At 63.1% G+C, this 19,642-nt stretch carries 15 protein-coding genes and 3 pseudogenes; 7 read left to right on the forward strand and 11 right to left on the reverse strand.

Annotated elements, in window-relative coordinates; genetic code table 11:
* Positions 1–170, reverse strand: a pseudogene (locus ACOJVU_RS08990) (IS1380 family transposase); the annotation flags it as partial.
* Positions 171–294: 124 nt separating this feature from the next.
* Here ACOJVU_RS08990 and ACOJVU_RS08995 point away from each other — a divergent pair.
* The 4 genes and pseudogenes from ACOJVU_RS08995 to ACOJVU_RS09010 form a co-directional block, all read left to right on the forward strand.
* Positions 295–1,516 (forward strand): annotated as a pseudogene (locus ACOJVU_RS08995) (ISNCY family transposase); the annotation flags it as partial.
* Positions 1,517–1,698: 182 nt separating this feature from the next.
* Positions 1,699–3,735 carry a phenylacetic acid degradation bifunctional protein PaaZ gene (gene paaZ, locus ACOJVU_RS09000; RefSeq protein WP_421529455.1) on the forward strand — a complete coding sequence of 679 codons (2,037 nt, stop codon included), beginning with the start codon at positions 1,699–1,701 and terminating at the stop codon, positions 3,733–3,735.
* 24 nt (positions 3,736–3,759) lie between these two features.
* Complete coding sequence (locus tag ACOJVU_RS09005; protein ID WP_421529456.1) at positions 3,760–4,071, forward strand: EthD family reductase; 312 nt, start codon at positions 3,760–3,762, stop codon at positions 4,069–4,071.
* Between the two features lie 80 nt (positions 4,072–4,151).
* Positions 4,152–5,792: an AMP-binding protein gene (locus tag ACOJVU_RS09010; protein WP_421529457.1), complete on the forward strand. Its 1,641-nt coding sequence runs from the start codon at positions 4,152–4,154 to the stop codon at positions 5,790–5,792.
* A 62-nt stretch (positions 5,793–5,854) separates the two neighbouring features.
* On the opposite strand, the gene ACOJVU_RS09015 is transcribed toward ACOJVU_RS09010, so the two are convergent.
* A complete protein-coding gene (locus ACOJVU_RS09015) occupies positions 5,855–6,925 on the reverse strand; it encodes a 2Fe-2S iron-sulfur cluster-binding protein (RefSeq protein ID WP_421529458.1) in 1,071 nt (356 codons plus the stop codon).
* Positions 6,926–7,060: 135 nt separating this feature from the next.
* Between ACOJVU_RS09015 and ACOJVU_RS09020 the strand changes: the two genes are divergently transcribed.
* Both ACOJVU_RS09020 and ACOJVU_RS09025 read left to right on the forward strand, forming a co-directional pair.
* Entirely contained in the window at positions 7,061–8,089 is a 1,029-nt protein-coding gene (locus tag ACOJVU_RS09020; RefSeq protein ID WP_421529459.1) for a hypothetical protein, read from the forward strand.
* A 27-nt stretch (positions 8,090–8,116) separates the two neighbouring features.
* The gene (locus tag ACOJVU_RS09025) at positions 8,117–9,460 is read left to right on the forward strand and encodes a phenylacetate--CoA ligase family protein (protein ID WP_421529460.1); all 1,344 of its coding nucleotides are present in this window, start codon (positions 8,117–8,119) and stop codon (positions 9,458–9,460) included.
* 140 nt (positions 9,461–9,600) lie between these two features.
* Here the strand turns inward: ACOJVU_RS09025 and paaI are convergent, their stop codons facing one another.
* From paaI to ACOJVU_RS09055, 6 genes are all read right to left on the reverse strand, one after another.
* Entirely contained in the window at positions 9,601–10,029 is a 429-nt protein-coding gene (gene paaI, locus ACOJVU_RS09030; RefSeq protein WP_421529461.1) for a hydroxyphenylacetyl-CoA thioesterase PaaI, read from the reverse strand.
* A 118-nt stretch (positions 10,030–10,147) separates the two neighbouring features.
* Positions 10,148–11,341, reverse strand: coding sequence for a fumarylacetoacetase (gene fahA, locus ACOJVU_RS09035; protein WP_421529462.1), 1,194 nt, complete (start codon positions 11,339–11,341; stop codon positions 10,148–10,150).
* On the reverse strand, positions 11,338–12,177 hold the full coding sequence (locus ACOJVU_RS09040) for a hypothetical protein (RefSeq protein WP_421529463.1): 840 nt from the start codon (positions 12,175–12,177) through the stop codon (positions 11,338–11,340). Before ACOJVU_RS09040 ends, fahA begins: the two co-directional genes overlap by 4 nt.
* Positions 12,174–13,373: a homogentisate 1,2-dioxygenase gene (locus tag ACOJVU_RS09045; RefSeq protein WP_421529464.1), complete on the reverse strand. Its 1,200-nt coding sequence runs from the start codon at positions 13,371–13,373 to the stop codon at positions 12,174–12,176. Before ACOJVU_RS09045 ends, ACOJVU_RS09040 begins: the two co-directional genes overlap by 4 nt.
* 18 nt (positions 13,374–13,391) lie before the next feature.
* Entirely contained in the window at positions 13,392–15,035 is a 1,644-nt protein-coding gene (locus ACOJVU_RS09050; protein ID WP_421529465.1) for an FAD-dependent monooxygenase, read from the reverse strand.
* A 57-nt stretch (positions 15,036–15,092) separates the two neighbouring features.
* Entirely contained in the window at positions 15,093–16,055 is a 963-nt protein-coding gene (locus ACOJVU_RS09055) for an MBL fold metallo-hydrolase (RefSeq protein WP_421529466.1), read from the reverse strand.
* A 115-nt stretch (positions 16,056–16,170) separates the two neighbouring features.
* Between ACOJVU_RS09055 and ACOJVU_RS09060 the strand changes: the two genes are divergently transcribed.
* On the forward strand, positions 16,171–16,710 hold the full coding sequence (locus tag ACOJVU_RS09060; protein WP_421529467.1) for a MarR family winged helix-turn-helix transcriptional regulator: 540 nt from the start codon (positions 16,171–16,173) through the stop codon (positions 16,708–16,710).
* Positions 16,711–16,846: 136 nt separating this feature from the next.
* Here ACOJVU_RS09060 and ACOJVU_RS09065 read toward each other — a convergent pair whose 3' ends face one another.
* The 3 genes and pseudogenes from ACOJVU_RS09065 to istA form a co-directional block, all read right to left on the reverse strand.
* Positions 16,847–17,647 (reverse strand): enoyl-CoA hydratase-related protein, encoded by an 801-nt coding sequence (locus ACOJVU_RS09065; RefSeq protein WP_421529468.1) that lies wholly within the window; start codon positions 17,645–17,647, stop codon positions 16,847–16,849.
* The gene (locus ACOJVU_RS09070; RefSeq protein WP_421529469.1) at positions 17,644–18,312 is read right to left on the reverse strand and encodes a peroxidase-related enzyme; all 669 of its coding nucleotides are present in this window, start codon (positions 18,310–18,312) and stop codon (positions 17,644–17,646) included. The genes ACOJVU_RS09065 and ACOJVU_RS09070 overlap by 4 nt, the downstream gene beginning before the upstream one ends.
* A 217-nt stretch (positions 18,313–18,529) precedes the next feature.
* Positions 18,530–19,408: pseudogene (istA, locus tag ACOJVU_RS09075) on the reverse strand (IS21 family transposase); the annotation flags it as partial.
* Positions 19,409–19,642 lie beyond the last annotated feature (234 nt).

Here is a 19,642-nt window from a genome sequence, read left to right on the forward strand (position 1 = left end):
GGGGCATAGGTCCACGGCCCCTTGTAAGTATCGGCCAACACCGCCGTGACCTGCGCTGATAACCCGGTCAGATCGGCCAGTTCCCGCAACAGCCCCAGCCCGGCGTGCGACACCACCCCGCGACCGTCCGCCGATACTTTCACCCGCCGCGTCACCGCGATACTCTTCACTTGCGAAGTGCCTTCCGCTCGCCATATGGAAACCTAGAGAATTCCCATTATTCGTTGCAGGACAGGTACTTTCGCGCATCAACACCCAGCTACTTCGGCATTCCGCGAAAAATCCGGGCTAGACGGTATGGGTAGCCTGCGCCGGGAGGTCTCAGACTCGATCACGTGGCGGATGTTCTGCCGGATCCCGCTGGAGGCGCCGGTTCCGCATCCGAGGACGTTGATGAAGCTGACCACGCGCTGCGGGTCGGCGGCGGTGGACGGGCTCAACGAAGCCCTGTTGGCCAAGGCGGCCGAGGCCAAGCTGCTGCGCACCATCCGAGTGCGGGCCGACACGACGGTGGTGCTGGCTACCGTGGCCTATCGGACCGACTCGGGGCTGCTGGCCAAGGCGGTACGGCGGATCGCAACAACCAGCAAGCGGATCCAGGCCGCCGGCGGTGCGGTGCGCACCCGGGTGCGGGATCGTTCCCGCGCGGCGGGTAAGCGCGCTCACGCGGTCGCGGCCAAGCTGCGCTCTCGCGCCGCACTGGGCCGCGACGAGGCCACCGCCGCGGTACTCAAGAGCACCGGTGAGCCGACCGAACTGGCGCAGACCGCCGCGCGTGACGCCGAGCGGCTGCTGGTCAACGCCAAGCGGGCGGTGCGCCGAGCCGAAGCCAAAGCCGCCGCACTGCGTGCTCAAGGTGGGCGCGACGCAGTGGCCGGCCGGCGGCGGGGCCGGCTCGTGCGCGCGGTCAACGACCTGCAGAAACTCCTGGCCGCGACACGCCAGATCGCCACGCAGACCCGCCAACGAGTTTCCGGACAGACCCCCGAGGGCGCCACCCGGAGGGTCAGCCTGCACGACGGCGATGCCCGCCCGATCGCCAAGGGCCGCCTCGGGCGACCGGTCGAGTTCGGGTACAAGGCCCAGGTCACCGACAACGAGGATGGCGTCGTGCGCGATCACACCGTGGATATGGGCAACCCCGCCCGACGCGCCGCAACTGGCGCCGGCGGTGGCGCGGATCACCAAGCGAGTCGGGCGCACACCTGCCACCGTCACCGCCGACCGCGGCTACGGCGAGAAACGCGTCGAAGACGCCCTGCACGACCTGGGTGTGCGCACGGTCGTGATACCGCGCAAAGGCAAACCATCCCAGACCCGACGAGCCGCCGAACACCGGCCCGCGTTTCGGCGAACCATCAAGTGGCGCAACGGCCATGAAGGCCGAATCAGCACCCTCAAACGCGGCTACGGCTGGGATCGAACCCGCATTGACAGCACCGAGGGCACCCGAATCTGGACCGGACATGGGATCCTCACCCACAACCTGGTCAAGATCAGCGCACTCGCCGCGTAATCGACACCGACCGAGGCCCGTTCGTTCTTCAAGTTAGGCACGGCCGACCGAACCGCTCACAACACGCGAGGGTTTTTCAGGTCGAAGTGGCTAGCGGAGATGAACAGCCTTGATGTGTTCCCGCACGGCTGCTACGCTACCGAACGAATGGACGGTTGGAAAATGAGGAAGAAAGTAGAACGTTGACTGCAGTTCTCGAGAGCTATGTCACCGGCGAATGGATCGCGCCGAACGGTGAGTCGATACCCCTGGCCAACGCCGTCACCGGGGAGGAAGTGGCCCGCTTCACCTCGTCGCGCCAGGACTTCGGGGCCGCCGTCGCCCATGGGCGCGAGGTCGGTGGCCCAGCACTGCGCGCACTCACTTTCCACGAACGTGCGGCCGCCCTGAAGTCGCTGGGCAAGCTTCTCATGAGCCGCAAGGACGAGTTCTACCCATTGTCGAAGGCCACCGGCGCTACCGTGCGTGATTCCGTTATCGACGTCGACGGTGGCATCGGGACACTGCTCAGCTACGGCAGCAAAGGTGCCCGCGAGCTTCCCAACGACACCGTCTACCTTGACGGTGGGATCGAAAATATCAGTCGTGCTGGAACATTCATCGGCCAGCACATCTACACTTCGCGACCCGGAGTCGCTGTCCAGATCAACGCTTTCAACTTCCCGGTCTGGGGTATGCTCGAAAAGCTGGCCCCGGCGTTTTTGGCCGGTGTGCCTTCCATCGTCAAACCTGCGCACCAGACGGCCTACCTGACCGAAGCGATATTTCGCGCCATCGTCGATTCGGGTTTGTTGCCAGAGGGAACGGTGCAGCTGTGGTGCGCCAGCCCACAAGGCCTGTTCGACGTACTCGACGGCCGTGACACCGTGTTGTTCACCGGATCGGCCTCGACCGCAGCCAAGCTGCGTAGTCACCCCAACGTCGTCGAAGGTGGGGTGCGCTTCAACGCCGAAGCCGACTCCTTGAACTGCTCGATCCTGGGCCCTGATGCCAGTCCCGATACCCCGGAATTCGACTTGTACGTCAAACAGCTCGTCACCGAGATGACTGTCAAGGCCGGTCAGAAATGTACGGCTATCCGGCGCGCGCTGGTACCGGAATCCCTGATCGGCGATGTCGTCGAGGCGACTTCTGCGCGGCTGGCCAAGGTCGTCGTCGGCAATCCCGACCTGGAGACGGTGCGCATGGGTGCGCTGGCCAGCATCGCCCAGCGGGAGGAAGTGCTGCGCTCCCTCAAAAGCCTGCGTGACGCTGCCACCCTAGTCAGCGGGGATCCAGACAATTTCACTGTCGAGGGCGCCGACCCGATGCGCGGTGCCTTCCTGCCGCCGCTGTTGCTGCAGGCCACCGACCCAGCTGCCAGTGCCCCCCACAGCGTCGAGGCATTCGGCCCGGTGAGCACCGTGATCGCATATCGCGACATCGACGACGCCGTGACGCTGGCCGCCCGGGGCCGGGGCAGCCTTGTCGGCTCACTGGTGACGCACGATCCCCACGTAGCTCGGCAGGTCGTGATCGGCATTGCGCCATATCACGGTCGGGTATTGGTCCTCGACCGCGACGACGCCAAGGAATCCACGGGACACGGGTCACCGCTGCCGACCCTCGTGCATGGTGGTCCTGGTCGCGCCGGCGGCGGGGAGGAACTCGGCGGAATCCGGGGTGTTTTGCACTTCATGCAGCGTACGGCTGTTCAGGCCGGGCCAGACATGATGACAGCCATCACCGGGCGGTGGACTTCTCGTGCGCGCCGCATCCGAACCGATGTTCATCCGTTCCGTAAGCATCTTGAGGAGTTGGAGATCGGCGACACCATCGTTGGTGGTCCGCGGATCGTGACGCTAGACGATATCGACCACTTTGCGGAATTCACCGGCGACACTTTTTATGCTCACACCGATCCCGAAGCTGCCGCGAACAACCCCCTGTTCGGGGGAATCGTCGCGCACGGATACCTGGTGGTGTCGTTGGCCGCTGGATTATTCGTCGAGCCGAACCCGGGGCCGGTATTGGCCAACTTCGGCGTCGACAGTCTGCGATTTCTGACCCCGGTGAAGCCTGGCGATGCATTGACCGTCACCCTGACTGCCAAGCAGGTCACACCTCGGCTTACGGCCGACTACGGCGAGGTCCGATGGGATGCGGTGGTGACCAATCAGGACGACAAACCGGTAGCCACCTACGATGTCCTCACCCTGGTCGCCAAGAAGAATGCCTGAAACCCAAACAAAGGACCGCTAAACATGTTTCGCGTATCAGTCTGTTACGGCCAGCCTGCCGATCCAGCCGCGTTCGATGAGCACTATGAACACACTCACATACCGATGGCATTGAAAGTTCCTGGACTAGTAGGGTTTACGAGCGGCAAGTGCCGGTCGATACCGCCGGGGCAGGATCCGCCGTACTACATGGTCGCCAGCCTGTTGTTCGACACCTCCGAGGATCTCAAAACTGCGCTCAAGTCACCCGAGATGGCCGCTGCCGGTGCGGATGTGCGCAATTTCGCTACTGGTGGAGCTACGATGTACTCGACCGAGGAGATTGTGCACAGTTGATGACTGGCTAGCGGCTACGACGTCTGTCGAGCTCGTCTCTGGATTTCGGCTCGATACGAAAGGCACTCGCAGGCACAACGATGGACTCCTATGATATCGGCCCGACCAACATCCCGATTCTCGAAGAGACGATCGGGGCCAGCCTTGAGCGCATTGCTGCGCTGAATCCAGACGTCGAGGCGCTGGTCGACATCTGCGCGAACCGTCGATGGACTTATCGCGAGTTCAATACCGACGTCGACCAGGTGGCCCGCGGCCTGATCGCGCTGGGCGTGGATAAAGGTGAACGCGTAGGCATTTGGTCACCTAACTGCGCCGAGTGGGTGATTATCCAGTATGCCACGGCGAAGATCGGCGCAATCCTGGTCAACATCAACCCCGCGTATCGCACACATGAACTCACGTATGCGCTCAACCAGTCGGGTGTTCGAATCCTTGTTGCCGCGACCACGTTCAAGACCTCGGATTACGTCGGAATGGTCGACGAAGTACGGCCCCAATGCCCCGCTTTGGAAGACGTCATCTTTCTCGGTACCCCGGGCTGGGACCGGCTTTACAGCGATGCCGAACGTGTTTGCGAGGAAGAACTTTCGGCCCGGTTGGCCGGCTTGGATAACAACGACCCGATTAACATCCAGTACACCTCGGGGACAACGGGTTTCCCCAAGGGCGCGACGCTGTCGCATCGTAACATCCTCAATAATGGTTTCTTCGTCACCGAACTGCTCAACCTGGGTCCTGACGATCGGCTGTGTATCCCAGTGCCGTTCTATCACTGTTTCGGCATGGTAATGGGAAACCTGGGTTGCACCGCACACGGGGCGACCATGGTCATCCCGGCACCCAGCTTCAATGCCGGAAAGACACTCGCCGCGATCGAGGCGGAACGGTGCACGGGTGTCTACGGTGTGCCCACGATGTTCATCGCGATGCTGGGACACCCAGATTTCGCTGGCACCGATTTGTCGTCGCTGCGTACCGGAATCATGGCGGGGTCGGTTTGCCCGGTCGAGGTGATGAAGCGTTGCGTGGCCGAGATGAACATGAACGAGGTCGCCATCGCCTACGGCATGACAGAGACGTCGCCGGTGTCATGTCAGACGCGCATCGACGACGACCTGGAGCGGCGAACCGCAACCGTTGGTCGCGTGCATCCCCATCTCGAGATCAAGATCGTCGATCCCGACACCGGGCACGTCGTCGAACGGGGACAGCCCGGAGAGTTCTGTACCCGCGGTTACTCGGTGATGCGCGGATACTGGCGTGACGACGCCGCGACCAGTGAGGTCATCGACTCCGAGGGCTTTATGCACAGCGGAGACTTGGCGGTGATGCGCGACGACGGCTACTGCAACATCGTCGGTCGACTCAAGGACATGGTCATCCGCGGCGGGGAAAACGTCTATCCCCGCGAGATCGAGGAATTCCTGTGCACCCATCCCGATATCGATGACGCGCACGTGGTCAGTGTGCCCGATGCGGTGTACGGCGAAGAAATCTGCGCATGGATTCGGATGCGGCCGGGGCGGCCCGCGCTCGACACGGACGCGATCCGCGCCTTTGCCACCGGTAAGCTGGCCCACTACAAAACTCCCCGATATGTTCATGTCGTCGAGGAGTTCCCGATGACCGTCACGGGGAAGGTCCGCAAGATCGACATACGCGCAGAGAGCGTCCGATTGTTCGGACTCGACACTTCGAAGCTGCGGCAGCAGGCGTAGACGCGCCATCCGAAGGCCGCTCACCTGCGCCCGCTGAGCCGTTGCAACCGACGATCACAGCGCTAACCGATGGGCGAAGGCGTAACGAGCCGGTCAGTCTCCGGGAGTAACGGTGGAACACTTGGGAGATAGCTTTCGGTGAAGACGTTTTCGGGTTTTGCGCGGCATGTTAGCGCGGAGGCTGTGCAGTCCGACACGAAACCCGGCGATCCGGCGACGAACACCTGGTAGGAGCTCAGGTCGGGGAACAGTTCAGGTAGCAGCGCTGGGATGCGGCCGTGCAGCTTGCCTTGGCTTTGGGGTTCCCTGGTAAAGGTCGCGAGGAAGCTGAAATTGGAGTATCGGCGCCGCCAGTAGGCGATCAGGCCCGGCTGGTAGATCTCGGCGGACGTGCGAGCCGAGTACATAATGGTCACCGGCAACGAAAAACCGCGTTTGAGGGCGGCGTCGCAAAGCGCGAAGATCGGGGCCAGACCGGTACCGCCAGCCAAACACAGGACCGGTGCTTCCACGGAGACATCACCGATGAAGGCGCCGTAGGGTCCTGACACCGACACCACATCTCCTTCTACGACGCTGTCGTGGATCCAGGTGCTCGTCTGACCGCCTGGATGTTTTGCCACCAACAGGGCAATCTCCCCATCGGGGCGGGGCGCGTTCGCGATCGAGTACTGGCGCGCTGGAGGTTCACCGTCGGGGCTGCTGAGCATCACGTACTGTCCGGGCCAGTACCGCAGTCGGTCTGGGGTAAGGGATCGAAGCCGCAACTCGACCACCGCCGGAGTCTTGTTGAGCTTTTCAATCACGACAAAGGGCACAGCCGTACGCGGAGCGAACAGCTTGGGTTGAGCGTCGGCAGTGCCGTAGTCCAGTTCGAGCACCTGCGAAGTCGGTTTTGCCATGCACATAAGGCCGAATCCGGCGGCTTTCTCTTCGGCTGACAACGCCATGTCCATGACGAAGCCTTGGTCGAAGGTGCCCGAGAGCACCCTGGCCTTGCATTCGCCGCACGCACCGGCTCGGCAGTTATTGGGCAGCGCATAACCGGCGTGTTCCAGCGCCTCGAGAACGGTCTGTCCCTCGGCGCAGTTGATCTCCTTACCCGATGGCTGCAGCCGGATAACCTTTGCCATTTGCCCTCCTAGGTTGGTAGCGTAGTACAGTCTAACGAACGACCGTTCAGTCGGTTATCTGAGCCGACTGGGAACTCAGAAGTTTAAAACATCGAGGTCCACGATGAAGGGCCCGAGCATAGGAGGAAATCGCTCATGACGATGGAACGCTTGGCCAAGACCATGGATATGCCGCCGGCGATCCCGCAACCGAACATCTTCCCGCTCAGCTGGCGCGCGGAGTCGTCCCAGATGGAGCGCCTGGAAGAGATCTGGAGGGCCGCTCGGCGGGAATATTGGGATCCCGAGGCCCTGCCTTGGTCGGCGTTTGACGTGAATCGCTACACACCCGAGCAGCGTGAGGCGATCGCATACTGGTTCACGTTGTTGTCGGTCTTCGACGCATCGGCTCCACCCGTGTTCGCCCAGGCGCTGTCGCACACCTATGAGGTGCACGAGGAGGACGCGGTGCGCAGGGCCTTTTTCTCCATCGAGCGCGACGAACAGAACCACGAACAGTTCTGCGGTCTCGCGATCAACCGGCTCACGCCGGGGGGCCCGCTCGACTATGCACCGTCTACCGATCTCGGCCGACGGGCTCAACGCAACGCCGCCTGGCTTTACCACAATGGCGGGCGGTACTGGACTGGCTACAACCAGGCGTTACCTCGTTACAGCCTCGCGGTGGTGTTCAGCTCGTTTCTGATGGGTGAGACCGCTGCCGCGACACTTTTTCACCACATGGCTAGCCACTGCGAGGAGCCCGTGTTCAAGGAAGGTTTCCGCAACATCGGCCGTGACGAAGGTCGCCACATGGCGGTGTGTCTGACCTTGATGGAGCGGGATTATCCGAAGATCTCCGATGCGGACAAGGCGCTGGTAACCAAGCAGATTCGCGCCGGCTACGTGTTTTTGTCCGGCATGCTGTTCGAACCCCCCGAAGAGTTTTGGGACCTTCCCGACGACTTCATCGCCACCCAGCGCGAAATCGAGGAAGTGTCCCGCTCCGCCGGTTTTGGTGTGGCCACCTACGACGAAAAGCGGGAGAACTGGCGACAGGCGATGCTCAACGTCAAGAGCGTCGTCGAGCGCTACGGGATTCCGTTTCCCGCCATCCCCGAAGTCGGCATCACCGGCGAGGAAGTCGGCGACATCTCTGATCAAGACATCATCCCGATCTTCTGACCGCGCTAGAGACAAAAAGGACCGCAGATGATCTTCGAACCGGTCGCAGAGACCATGGACCCCGGCGAACGTCGCGATCTTCAAAGTGAGCGGCTGAACGAGTTGGTCCGCTATGTGTGGGATCGGGTTCCTTTCTATCGACAGCGCTTAGAACAGGCCGGAATTAACCCTGACGACAAGCTGACGGTCGACGGTCTGCCGAGACTGCCGCTGACAAAAAAGACAGACCTGCGCGATACCTATCCCTTCGGAATGCTGGCAGTGCCGAGGGATCAGGTCGCGCGGGTACACGCCTCCTCGGGGACTACTGGCAGGCCGATCGTTGTCGCCTACACCGTGGAGGACCTTCGGTTGTTCGCCCAAGTGGTCGCTCGCTCGTTGGCGATGGGCGGCGCCGAGCCCGGAATGATCCATCACAACGCTTACGGTTACGGTCTCTTCACCGGCGGTCTCGGCGTTCACGGTGGCGGTGAGCATCTCGGGATGACGGTGGTACCGGTATCTGGAGGTATGACAGACCGCCAAATCACCTTGATCCGTGACCTGCAGCCCGAGATCATTACCTGCACACCGAGTTACGCGCTCATCATCGCCCGGGAGTTGGCCTCCCACGGCATTGCCGCGAGCGATATATCGTTACGGTTTGCCGTCTTGGGGGCAGAGCCCTGGACCGAGTCGATGCGCCGCGAGATTGACGCTGGGCTGGGTGTGCGCTCCACCAACATCTACGGCCTGTCAGAGGTGATCGGCCCCGGCGTCGCCAACGAATGTGTCGAGGTGCGCGAGGGTTCGCACATCAACGAGGACCACTTCCTTGCCGAGATTGTCGATCGTGAAACTGGCGAGGTGTTAGACGACGGCGAGGAAGGCGTGCTCGTGCTGACGACCCTGACGAAAAAAGCGTTTCCGATGGTGCGCTATTGGACCGCCGACATCACCTCGCTGTCTCGCGGACGTTGCGCGTGTGGACGAACCCTTGTCAGGATGGCACCCATCAAGGCACGCGCCGACGACATGCTGATCATCCGCGGTGTCAACGTCTTTCCGACCCAAGTCGGCGACGTGCTTGCCGGCATCCCCGCGCTGTCGGTGAACTTCCAGCTTGTCGCCACCCGGGAAGGCGAACTCGACAACCTCGAAGTGCGAGCCGAACTCACCGACGACACATTCCGCTCGATCACCGCTGAAGTGCTTTCCGACGAGGTGGTGGAGGCCGATCACACACTGCGGTCGCTGCGCCGGCAGGCCGTTTCGAAGCTACGAGAAACCATCGGGATTTCGATATCGGTCTCACTCGTGGCGCCGGGGGAAATCCCCCGCTCCGAAACCGGTAAACTCCGCAGAGTCGAGGACCACCGCCAGCTCCGATAGCAATCCCGTCCCATCCGCGCGCCGCGCACCGCCATTGCTCGGCAGGTCGGTGCGCCCAGTAGGTGAGTACAGGAAGCTGCCTTTCGGCCGTGAAACGGACGCAACACAGACCGTGCGCACAAACCGGGAGAGGGCCGACGTCAGCGGCCACCATCGCCGATTTGACGACTGTTGCCGCGGAATTCGGCGATTATGTCCGCGCCGCACCGCACCGTGACGTCGTAGACGCCGCTACGCCCACGGCGTACTCGTTCGACTGCATCAGCGATAAGCTCGTCACCTGCGCGCGTCGGACAGATGAAGGTGATTGATGCGCCGACGGCGACGGTTGTCTTTCCGTAACCGTTGCAGGCGACGGCAAAGGCTGTGTCAGCGAGCGTGAAGACTAAACCACCATGTGTCATGCCGTGGCCGTTGAGCATATCGTCGGTGACCGTCATTGCGACCGTCGCTTCTCCGGGCGCGGCGCGGATCAACCGTATGCCCAGTCTTGCGGACGCGAGGTCGGCGGCCAACATGACTTTAGCGAAATCGCCACCGCCAGAATTGTTTCCGTCCGACCGTGTCATGCCTGCCAGGCTATCAGACCGTCACGGTCCAGATGTCGGCCGTAGCTGTAGCCCCAATCCGGGGAACGATTTCGGGGTTGTGCTCGACGGCGGTAGACGCCGTAGGGTCGGGGAGCTTTCATGGTGTGCGCAACGGGATGGGCGGTGCCGGGGTGATTCGTCCCCGGACTTCGCCCAATCCGATGCGTCGCCCGTTCGGGCCGGGTGCAGCGGCGGTGATCACGATCTCGTCACCGTCCTCCAGGAACGTCCGTGTCGAACCTGCCACTGCAACCGGTTCAGCTCCACCCCAGGTTAATTCCAGAAATGACCCGCATTGCTGGCGTTGTGGGCCTGAGACGGTGCCGGAGGCGAACAGGTCGCCGGTTCGGGTGGATGCGCCGTTGATGGTGGCATGCGCGAGCATCTGGGCGGGCGACCAGTACATCTGGCGATAGGGTGGACGGCTCACGACATCACCGTTCCACTCGATGGTGAGCTCGATGTCGAGGCCCCATGGTTCGACCTCCTGCAGGTAGGGCAGCACCGGTTGCTGTATCGGTGTCGGTACCCGTGCGGATTGCAGCGCAGCCAGCGGCACCACCCACGGTGAGATCGAGGTTCCGAAACTCTTGCCGAGGAACGGGCCGAGGGGGACGTATTCCCACGCTTGGAGGTCACGGGCCGACCAGTCGTTGACGATGACCACACCGAAGACATGCTCGGCGAAATCGTCCACCGGGATCGGGGGGCCCAGCTGCGAGCCGACCCCGACGACGAAGCCGATCTCGGCTTCTATATCAAGTCGGATGGATGGGCCAAATACCGGCGTGTCGGATTGGGTGGGCTTTCGTTGCCCGTTGGGCCGGACGATGTCGGTTCCCGAAACCACCACCGTGCCTGCCCGGCCGTGGTATCCGACGGGTAGGTGTTTCCAGTTCGGCAGCAACGGCGCTGAATCGGGCCGAAATAGCTTGCCGACGTTGGTGGCGTGGTGCTCGGAGGCATAGAAATCGATGTAGTCGGCCACCTCGAACGGCAGCCGCATCGTGACGTCGTCGATTCGATGCAGCGCCCGCTCGGGCAGTTGGCCGTCGCGCACCAACGTGGTGATGCGTTCTCTGGTCTCGGCCCAGCTGGACCGGCCGCGAGCCATGAACGGGTTCAGCGATGGCGCGGCGAACACGTCGTCGCCGAACATCATCGACAGGTCGATGACGTAGTCGCCGAGCCGCACTCCGACGCGGGGTGGTTGGTGTGGCGGCGAGAATATCCCGTAGGGCAGGTTGTCGATACCGAACGGTGATTCAGCCGCAACGGGCAGGCTGCTCACGTTCTTGTTCCTTGCGTCACCGACGCGGGCAGAAGGCCCAGATCGATTAGTTCGGTCAGGGGTTCGTTGATGCTGCAGGTGCCGAAGGAGATGAATCGCGAGCGTACCGACGGATCAAGATCGCCTATTCGCTGGGTGATTGTCAGCGGATCACGCAACGCTAGAAGGGTTTCCATTTCGTCTGCTGGCGCCGCGGCAGCAAGCATCAGGTTGAGATAGCCGTGTTGCTCGAAACCGGTGGCCGGGTCGGTGTTGCGGACGGCGTGATGCAGTCCCGCGGTCGCCTTGAACGCGACGTCGCGTTCACGGGCGCGCAGCAAGAAACCGGCCAACTCGTGTTCATTCGGGTACAGGTCGGCACGCACGCCGCCGGTGCGGAATTTCGCGCGCAATCCAGCCTGGGCGATGCCGTCGAGCACGGCCTGTTGCCGGTCGTCGCGGGGTACTTCGACGTAGACGTCCACCGTGGCTGCGACGCCCGTGGCCGCCAGGTCGGCGAAAAAGGTGCGGGGCTTCGCGACGGCCGGCAGGGCGATCTCGATCCCGCGTACCAGCGCGGTGTCAATGTTGGCGGCGCCGGCGAGTGCCTGCGTCAACCCGCTCAGCCCATCGGGGAAGGTCAACGACACTTCGAGTTTCGCCGTGGCCTGAGAAAGTAGGGGCCGAAGGTCGTCGAGACGAGCGGCGGGACATATAAAGTTGCCGATCAGATCAGCGAAATCGCCGGCACGGTAACGGAAATGATTAGTCAGCGCCTGGCTCAGCGGCGCATTTCCCGGCGGGAACAGCGCCGCGTCGTCACATAAACCTCGGTACAGCTGGGGGATCAGGCTCATGATGTCAGGCTCCGTTGCGCCCAGCTCCAAGCATATTCCGGATCTTCACAGGCCAATGCAGCTTCGCCGAGCTGCAGGGGCCGAAACGTGTCGACCATTACGGCCAGCTCATCGAAGTAGTCGACACCGATGCTGCGTTCGACCGCGCCCGGCTGTGGGCCGTGGGCGTGCCCAGCCGGGTGAAGAGACACAGAGCCCTGTTCGATGCCGGATCCTTTCCGCGCCGCGTAGTCGCCGCCGCAATAGAACATGACCTCGTCGGAATCGACGTTGGAGTGGTAGTAGGGCACCGGGATTGCCAGTGGGTGGTAGTCGACTTTGCGCGGGACGAAATTGCAGATGACGAAGTTGGTGCCCTCGAACACTTGATGGGCCGGTGGCGGCTGGTGCACGCGACCGGTGATCGGCTCGAAGTCGGCGATGTTGAAGGTGTAGGGATAAATGCAGCCGTCCCAGCCGACGACGTCAAATGGGTGGTGCGCGTAGACGAACCGTGTTCCGATGCTTGCGTGCGGGCCACGGTGCTTGACGAGCACCTCGACCTCGGAGCCTTCGCGTGTTATGAGTTCGGTCGGGCCATGCAGATCACGCTCGCAATACGGGGCATTTTCGAGTAGTTGCCCGAACTGCGAGCGGTAACGTTTCGGTGGTGCGACGTGTCCGGTGGATTCGATCACATAGGCCCGCAGCGGTTCGTTGCCCGTGGGCAACCACCGGTGCGTCGTTGACCGTGGGATAACGACGTAGTCGCCCTGCCGTGCTGCCAGTGGACCATATGCCGTCTCGACGGTAGCTGCGCCCGACTCGATGTAGACGATCTCGTCGGCGGTGGCATTGCGATACAGCGGTGAATCCTGGCCCGCTACCACATAGGAGATCTGGACGTCGGCGTTGCCGAGGATCAGTCGGCGGCCGGTGACGACGTCGACGGTCGATGACCGGCCATCGGGAAACAAATCGTGGGATTTCCAATGTCGCGGCCGCAGCGGGTGGTTGGGCTTCGTTGACTGCTTCGGCAGCTCCCATACGGTCGAATCAACAATCGCCGAGGGCATGCCCCGGTGATACAGCAACGAACAATCCGAGGCGAAACCCTCCTCACCCATCAACTCCTCGAAGTACAGATCGCCGTCAGGAGAACGATGTTGGGTGTGGCGTTTAGGCGGGATCGTGCCCATCGCACGGTAGAAAACCATCTCAGGACTCCTCCGTTTTCAGGGTGCGCTCGAAGGCGATAGTTCGCTGTGCTGGCTGGTTCGCCCGAGTGTGCGGTTGAGCGCTGCGTCGATTCCGGCCAGATCATCGAAAGCGGCGACGGCGGCGATATAGGCGTCTGGCCGAATGATCCACACTTCCCCGGGGTTCGGTTGAAGTGCTCGTGCGAGTGCGCCGGTCGCGTCGATATCAGCGATCGCGTGCACACGAACACCAGTCGGGAGCGCGGCAGTGGCTGCCCGTGTCACCGCCTCGACGTCCACCCCGTCGGCCGTGAGCAGCAACAGCCCTTCACGGGCGATCTGGCGCAGCCGAAGTTGCGCGTGGTCGCCGGTGCGCACGAACACGTCGGGCACGAGGATGCCAGGCGCGGGTTTTGGTGTGGTGCCGAGCTCGGGGCGCCCGGTGAACGGGCGTGCCGGATCCGGTGTCACCAACGGGGAGTCGACATACCAGAACGGCTCGAACATGCGACCGGAGTCGACCTGTGGCCACGCCGCCCTATCGTGCTGCGCGGCGGACAGGATGCGTTCTCGTTGCCGGGTCTGGAGTCGATTCTGGGGAACCAGGAAATCCATGGTCGTTGTGGTGACGTCGAGGTTTTCCCGCGCAGCGGCGTACCTCTCGTCGTGATAGGTCTCCAGCAACGACTCTCCCGCCCAGCCGCGTAGCACGAACGCGAGCTTCCATGCGGCGTTGTCGGCGTCGAAGACACCGGTGTTGAGCCCGCGAGCCCCGAATGGCGACACGACGTGGGCGGTATCGCCGGCGAGCAACACCCGCCCGACACGCAGGCGGCTGGCTACCCGCGACTGGAAGCGGTAAACCGATCGCCACACGACGCGGTAATCGATATCGCCGATAATGCAGCGGACCCGGGTGTCGAGGCCACCGTCGGCCTCCTCGGCGTCGAGGTCATAATCGCCGGGAACCTGCCAGTCGATGCGGAAAGTCGAATCTGGGCATGGGTGGATGAGCACCTGACGACCGGGATTCCACTCCGGATCGAAGTAGAACCGGCGTTCAGCCTCCCAGCCGGGGATATCGGCCTGGATGTCGGTGACCAGGAACCTGTCGTCGAAGGAGCGCCCGTCAAAGCTGACCCCCAATTGCTGGCGGATACGGTCAGCGCGCGACCCGAGAGCCACCACGCAATAGTCAGCCTCGATAACGATCGGTCCGTTCGCGGTGGCGCAGGTGATCAGGGTGCCGCGCTGGTCCTGGCTGACGTTCTGCACGGCATGTCCCCACCGCACATCGACCAGTGCGTTGCCGGTGAGCTGCGCATCGAGGAGCTCTTCGACGCGGGTCTGGGAGATGTTGACGAACGGCGGGAACGGGGACTCGCCCCGGTCGGGTAGCATTCGCTCGAACAATTCGCGGTCGCGGTAAAAAGTGCGGGCCCGCTCCCAGGTGATCCCCTCGTCCGCGACTTGCCGACCGATGCCGACGGCATCCCATACTTCCAGGACGTCGCCCTGCTGGCAGATAGCTTTGGAACCGATGGGATCGCGCTGCGCCCGAGCGTCGAGGACAACGACCGGAATGCCCCACCTGGCCAGCAGCAACGCTGTGGTCTGCCCTACCGGCCCATTGCCCAAGACCGCGACACGCGGACGCGAAGGCACCGTATCGGCCGTCATCGCGTCGATCCTTTCTCCTGCTGGCGAGTTGTCGGGTCCAGCTCGACGGCGTGTCGATCAAGACCGCAGCTGATCCCAGACCTCACGGTCGCGATCAGCCGTCCAGATGACGGGCCGTTCGACACCGGACAGCTCGTCCCAGAGTCGGGCGACATCGAACGGCAGCGAATGCTCGAAGATCGGCCAATGTCCGTAACGGTCAAACAGGGCCGCGTGGGTCGCCTCGAACGCCTGCCTGAGCGTGCCACCACGCGCTTGCACCGCACCGACTTCACGGATCATGACGGTGAGGAAATCGCGGGTCTGCTCGATCGCGGCGTCGACCGCGGCACGGCCGCGTGAAACCGCGCCCCGGCCACCCACGAGCGCCTCGGCCTGAAGAGCCTTGAGGCTGTCCAGGGTGGCCGTCGACCAGTCGCGGTGGAAGGCGTCTCCGGTGTAGAGCGCAGCCTCGGCTTCGACGAGATCACCGGCGAACAGGATCTTGTGGGCCGGCAACCAAACAACAATGTCTCCTTCGGTGTGTCCACGGCCGTGGAACTGCAACTCCAGATCTCCGCGATCGCCGCCGAGATCGATGGTGAGCCGGTTGGAAAACGTCAGTGTCGGCCAGGTCAGCCCGGGAACCGATTCAGGGGCTTTGGCGAGCCGCGGCATCCGGGCGAACTCGCTTGCCCAATCCTGCTTGCCGCGTTCGGCGATAAGAGCGCGAGTGTTCTCGTGCGCGACGATGATCTCGGCATCGAACGCCGACGCGCCCAGCACCCGGACAGCGTGGTAATGCGATAACACCAAATAGCGCACCGGTTTATCGGTGTGCTGGCGAAGTTTGTCCAACCACTCGCGCGCCGCGACAGGCGTCGCCAACGCCTCGAAGCACACCACGAAGTCCTCGCCCTCGACCGCGCCGATATTCGGATCGCCTTGGGCGGTCAACGCGTAGACGCCCTCGGCGAGCACTTCCAGCGTTTGTTCCTTCTCTTCGAGGTCCGCCGAGGATGCGAATGAGACTGTGGCCATGGTCACCCCACACTAATCAAATGTTTTACTATAAACTATCGTAACTGTAGCCCGGATCACAGCATCGGTCAAGCCTTGATTATCCGGTGAGGTCGACAACGCTAACGTCGGTACCGTGAGCACACCCCAAATCGAGCCGGGCAGTCTGGATTACCTGTCATTCGTCGATTTCGCCGTCGCCGAGACGACGGCGCGACTTCCGCAAGTCGACCCGGTGGCGATGCGCCTCGTTCTGGCGCTACACCGCGTCACCAGCGCACTGGTCTACGACGTCGAATCCTCGGTGCACCGCCCGCATGGGTGGAGCTGGGCGGGTTTTCGAGTCGTGTTCGCGCTGTGGCTGGTTGGGCCATGTGACGCCAAGACGGTCGCGGCGCTTTCGGGGATGAGCCGTTCAGCGGTATCGGCGCTGGTCAACACCCTCGAGCGAAATGGCGTGGCGAAACGGAGCTCGTCACGCCAGGATGCGCGAGCAGTCCAACTCGAGCTCACTGAACACGGTCGGGCGGCCATCGAGAGCACGTTCGCCGACCACAACGCCCGCGAACAGGCGTGGGCGGAATCGCTATCGGCGCCCGAACGGCTCATGCTGATCGGCCTGCTCGAAAAGCTGGCAACCGGCTCGGCGGCGAAGGCGGCAGTCAAGCGAACGTGACCGCACCCTCGGCGACGAACGCGGCCGATTTAGTTTAATGTTGTATTAATTGCTCGGCCCACGCGTGCCGACCGGCGGTGAGCCGCACAGGGACGGCGCGCAGCGTCCTGCGGTAACGCGTCGCGGATGGGGTCCGTCAGCGCCGCGCGGTTTCGGGGCCGAGTCGTGTCGGCTCTGCCCATACCGGCGGGCGCTTCTCCAAGAAAGCAGCCATGGCCTCCCGGGCGTCGGGCAGCTGGCTGGATGCGGCCATCACCTCGACGGCGTGAGCGTAGGCCTTAGGCTGGTCGAGATCGACCTGTGCGTAGAACGCGGACTTGCCGAGGGCTTTGGAAGCGAAACTGCCCCGGGTGGCCCGCGACAGTAAGCCCTCGGTGGCAGCGTCGAGCTGATCGGGCGACACCACCTGGTTGACCATGCCCCACCTCAGCGCCGTGTCAGCGTCGATGGGGTCGCCGGTAAAGGCCATCTCCAGCGCTTGTTTGCGTTCGACCGACCGTGCGACCGCCACCAGCGGTGTGTGACAAAACCAGCCGCCCTTGCCGCCGGGAATGGCGAAGCGAGCCTCAGTCGAGGCCACCGCCAGATCAGCCGAACAGACCAGTTGGCAACCCGCCGCAGTGGCCAGTCCCTGAACTTTTGCGATCACCGGCTGGCGGATTGACTGCATCGTCGTCATCAACTCGGCACAGACACCGAGAAGCTGGCGCATGAAACCGAGGTCTTGGTTCACCATATCGGCGAAGTCGTGGCCGGCGGAGAACACCGGCCCGGCGCCAGCCAGGATGACTCCCCGGTAATCTGACGCATCGGCGGCCCGAAATGCGTCAATCAACTCGCGCATGTGATCCAAAGACAGCGCATTGCGACGATCGGGGCGGTTCATGCGAATCGTGGCGAAGCGGTCGTACTCGACGACTATGTGCTCATAGCTCATGCTTCGGCCGCCTCCCGGGTGGATGCAGCGGGATCCCCACTGCGCTCGCGGCCCGCGCGGGGAATCCGGCCGAGCAGGTAGAACTCGTCGTTGGGTCGCAGCGCCATTACGTGAGCCATCCGGTTCGACAGCCCGAACAAGGCGGTGACGGCTGCGATATCCCAGATGTCCTCGTCGCTGAAGCCGTGGCCGCGAAGGGATTCGCGGTCGGACTCGCCGAAGTCCCAGGGCTGTACGGCCAGCTTTACCGCCGCGTCGAGCATCGCACGTTGACGGTCGGTAAGTTCCGCCGAAGGCCAGTGGGTGGCGACTTGGTCGGCGATGTGCGGATTTTTGGTGCGCACCCGGGCGATCGCGCCATGGGCGACCACACAGTACGGGCACCGGTTGGCGGCGCTGGTGGCCACCACGATCAACTCCCGATCGGCTTTGCTCAGCCCGCCGGACCGTTCCATCACCGCGTCGTGGTAGGCGAAGAAGGCCCGCGCTTCGTCGGGGCGATGGGCCATCGCCAAAAACACGTTCGGCACAAAACCGCTGCGAGCCCCGATCTCTTGGATGCGGACCCGCAAATCATCGGGCAGTCCGCTGAGATCATGGGGATCGACGACCGGGTAACGACTTATTTGCCGGGCTTTCGTGAGGGCCTGGTCAGCGTCAATCATCCGCTTCCCTTTCCGCAGGTGGCCTATTCAGAACTGTCGCGCCCCAGGCTACGCTCACCGAGATTGCACAGCCGTAACCAAGATCGACGATCCAGGATCAGTTATGGCACGGCTGCGAGATTGAGGTTTTCTCAGTTGGCGTAATGCATCAAGCCAATATGCCCGCGAAATCTGGTCCATGCATCACGTAGGAATGCCCGCAAAAATGAGGAGGTTCCGACCACCGCAGCGCCTCGGCCTGCATCTGGGCCAGGTCGGTGAATTCCCGGCCGGCGAAGAACGAGTCCCGAATGTAGGGCATCGGCCGTTCGATGCGGGGCTTGTCCGTGGGCTTTCGGGCTCGTGCCGGGTCGATCAGGGTGCCGTAAAACGCGGCAAGCTCGGCGTAGGCCGGGTTGATCTGCGGGTCATACAGATCCGCACGCAGCACCCCGGTTTTGGGGTTGTCGCACACCAGCCGAGCCGGGATACCGCCGAAGAATTCGAATGCCGCTACATGCGAGGCATTCCACGACCGCTGATCCATCCGCAACACCGGTTGGACGAACAGGGCCCGCGAGCACGCCAAGATCATCGCGAAGGCCCACACCGCCACGCGTCGGCCTGAGTGTGGGTCGCACCACATGCCGAGCTTGCCGTAGTCGATCTGAGCTTCACTGCCGGGCTCCGGCTCGACAGCACCGCGTGGCACCGTGACCTTTTCCTCAAGGCGTTGTTCGGCGAAAGCGCTTGTGATGTAACGCCGTACCCTTGATTCCGACACCTCGACGTGGTGATCGTCGCGCAACCGTTGAGCGATGGTGGCCACCGTGACCGGCACCGCCAGCTGCTCGTCGATCCACTGGTGATGCACCGCGATCAGCGGCCAGCTCAATGCCCGCACCGTCGGGTCGATCAACTCCGGGAACCAGCGCGCAATCCGCGCTCGCCATAGATCCTCGTCGAACGCCCCATCGGGGGCCGGTTGCAGGCCCTCGGTCAGCGCCGGGGCCAAGTACTTGCGAATGGTCTTGCGGTCGATGCCGAGCGCCTCGTAAATCTGCACCTGGGATCGACCGGCGTTCCAGTGCCGGAACATCTCCACGAAGTCGGTCACGTTCCACGATCTCCTTGCCACCTCTGGCCCCTTCCAGGCCCCCGGACGGGGCCACCTGAACGAAGCGAACCTGAGCAGCGCACCCCAACCCCCGCCTGACACGCCCCAGGGTGGGGAATTACGTGACGGACAACCCCTGGCGGATTCCAGTCAACGTCGCAACAGCCGAAGACTATTTCGGAGGTTGCGATGGGAGCGGAGCGGAAGACCCGGCGACGCGGACGCCCAAGTGGC

The organism is Mycobacterium sp. THU-M104, assembly GCF_049197365.1.
GTDB lineage: Bacteria > Actinomycetota > Actinomycetes > Mycobacteriales > Mycobacteriaceae > Mycobacterium.